We start from the raw sequence: 2,260 nt of genomic DNA on the forward strand, positions 1-2,260 counted from the left end.
CCTTCGCGAGCGAACCAGGCCAAGTAATTACCAGGCAAGTCCGCAAGCGCGCGACCAGCATGCTTGCCAAAAGGCATCTTCATTGTGACTAGCTTCACCAGGGCTTCTGAATCCATAGCCCTGATCTTACAAGCCCCAGCAAGTTCCCAGCCAAATCTCAACACCAAGCCAAACAGGGTCATTTTCTCAATTGAGAATTATTCTCATTTACTGTATATTGAGAATCATTCTCAATAACTTTTATTCACTAACCACCATCACCATGAAACTGACCATCAAAAGACTCGTAGCCTTCAGCATCCTATTAGCCACCGCCTTGCACTTCTCATTCGCCAATGCGGGCGAAGGGGCGTTTGGATGGATTTACACCCTCGATCTCCAACCAAAAGGAAAGCTCGAGTTTGAGCAACGCTTACAGCTCAATAAACAGCAAGCTGCTGGCACCTACGACGCCTGGACTGCCCGAACTGAACTTGAGTATGGCTTGACTAATGATTTGCAAATTGCTGGCTACATCAATTCTTATTACACCAGTGCAAATCAAAATTACACCAACCCCGAGGCTTGTGATGATGTTGCAAGTTGCACAGGTGGATATGGGGTGCCATCAAGCCATGATCCTGCCACCCCCTATAGAAAAAGTGGAATTGAGGGTGGCTCCTTAGAAGCCATTTATCGACTCACTAATCCAGTGACATCGCCCGTTGGAGTAGGACTGTATCTAGAACCTACCTGGGGTAGAAACAAAGATGAAATTGAAGCTCGCCTCCTCTTGCAATCGAACTTCATTGATGACCGACTGGTATTGGCAGGTAACGTTGTCGTAGCAAATGAACGCTTGAAATTTATTGAGAATGGCAATGTCCCTGAATCCATGCTCGATTTTCTTGTAGGAGCTAGTTACCGATTTGCCCCGAAATGGTCTGCCGGTGTTGAAGCGCGCTTTCATAATGATTACTCAGAATTGAATTTACGAAATCAAGTACAGCGTGCAACCTTTGTTGGACCAAACATGCACTACGCTGCAAAAGACTGGTGGGTTACTGGCGCATGGCGCTATCAGCTAAAGGGTGGGAATTGTATGGGTGGCGGAGAAGCAGAATGCTCTAACGCCCGGGTTTGGGATAGTCACTCTGTTAATGAATTCATAGTCAAAGTTGGATTTCCTTTGAACTAAGGAAGAGAACATGAACTGGATACCTAACCCCTTATTCATCATTGGTCTTATTGCAGCAACAATACCAATAGTTGCACATGCCAAGATTTATGTATCTATTGAGCAAGCGCAAAAGATACTCGCTCCCAATAAGTCTCTTGGGAAAAATCCCATCATCATCACCGATGAATTACAAGGCAAAATGCGTGCTGCTTCAAGTATTCGGCACCCCTTTCAAGGTGATCGAATTTGGAAAGCATCTGATGGGAGCTGGTTCATCGTAGATGAGGTAGTTGGTAAACATGAAATGATTACCTATGCAGTAGCACTAAACCCATCTGGAGCGGTGACTGGAATCGAGATTCTGGAGTACGTTGAATCCTATGGCTATGAAGTAGCAGAAGAGCAGTGGCGTAAACAGTTTATTGGCAAAACAGCAGCAGATCCTATTAAGCTGAACAAAGATATTCAAAATATCGGCGGCGCCACCCTTTCTTGTAAGCATCTGACTGATGGCGTCAAGCGGGTTGCAGTCTTATACGACATCGCCTTAAAAAATCAGACTTCAATTCCAAAAGCAAAATGATTCGCTGCAAGCCGCTTTTAGGCACCTTCGTAGAAATCAGAATTGAGGATGAGTTGCAATATTCGAAAGTGCTAAACGAAGCTTTCCTAGCTATTGAGCAAGTGCAATCCTTGATGGGCTTTCACAATCCAGAGAGTGAGCTTTCTCAAATAAATGCCAGCTCATATTTAGAACCTCTTCAAATCCACTCCTGGACCGCTGAAGTGATCTCTATTGCTAAAGAGGTTTTTCAACTCTCAAATGGCCTATTTAATTGCGGGATTGGGCACCTCTTAGTAGAGGCAGACCTACTTCCCAAGCATATCTGCTTGGGTGCTCATGCATTTGGAGGCATTGAAGATGTCCTATTTCTCGAGCCAAACTTGGTGTACTCCACGGTCCCACTCTGTCTTGATCTTGGGGGGATTGCGAAAGGCTATGCTGTAGATAGGGCGGTAGAGATCTTATTAGCTGGCGGCATCCAATCAGGATCCGTTAATGCTGGTGGGGATTTACGAGTTTTTGGCGATTGCAGTCAA

Annotated in this window: 4 protein-coding genes; 3 read left to right on the forward strand and 1 reads right to left on the reverse strand. The window is 45.3% G+C overall.

Annotation, left to right across the window (positions count from 1 at the left end; all coding sequences use genetic code 11):
• Nucleotides 1-116, reverse strand: a 116-nt coding sequence (locus B7Y67_RS15730) for a DUF3820 family protein (RefSeq protein WP_293599447.1), incomplete at its 3' end; no start/stop codon positions are given.
• A gap of 146 nt (nucleotides 117-262) precedes the next feature.
• Between B7Y67_RS15730 and B7Y67_RS15735 the strand changes: the two genes are divergently transcribed.
• The 3 genes from B7Y67_RS15735 to B7Y67_RS15745 form a co-directional block, all read left to right on the forward strand.
• A complete protein-coding gene (locus B7Y67_RS15735; protein WP_293599444.1) occupies nucleotides 263-1,177 on the forward strand; it encodes a DUF6662 family protein in 915 nt (304 codons plus the stop codon).
• A gap of 10 nt (nucleotides 1,178-1,187) precedes the next feature.
• Nucleotides 1,188-1,742 carry an FMN-binding protein gene (locus B7Y67_RS15740; protein ID WP_293599445.1) on the forward strand — a complete coding sequence of 185 codons (555 nt, stop codon included), beginning with the start codon at nucleotides 1,188-1,190 and terminating at the stop codon, nucleotides 1,740-1,742.
• A partial coding sequence (locus B7Y67_RS15745; RefSeq protein WP_293599446.1) for an FAD:protein FMN transferase occupies nucleotides 1,739-2,260 on the forward strand: 522 nt, incomplete at its 3' end. The genes B7Y67_RS15740 and B7Y67_RS15745, both read left to right, overlap by 4 nt.

Source organism: Polynucleobacter sp. 35-46-11 (genome assembly GCF_002281105.1).

Excerpts from the sequence above, each read along its gene's own strand:
- B7Y67_RS15740 (WP_293599445.1), top strand. The coding sequence starts at position 1,188 with ATGAACTGGATACCTAACCCCTTATTCATCATTGGTCTTATTGCAGCA.
- B7Y67_RS15735 (WP_293599444.1), top strand. The coding sequence starts at position 263 with ATGAAACTGACCATCAAAAGACTCGTAGCCTTCAGCATCCTATTAGCC.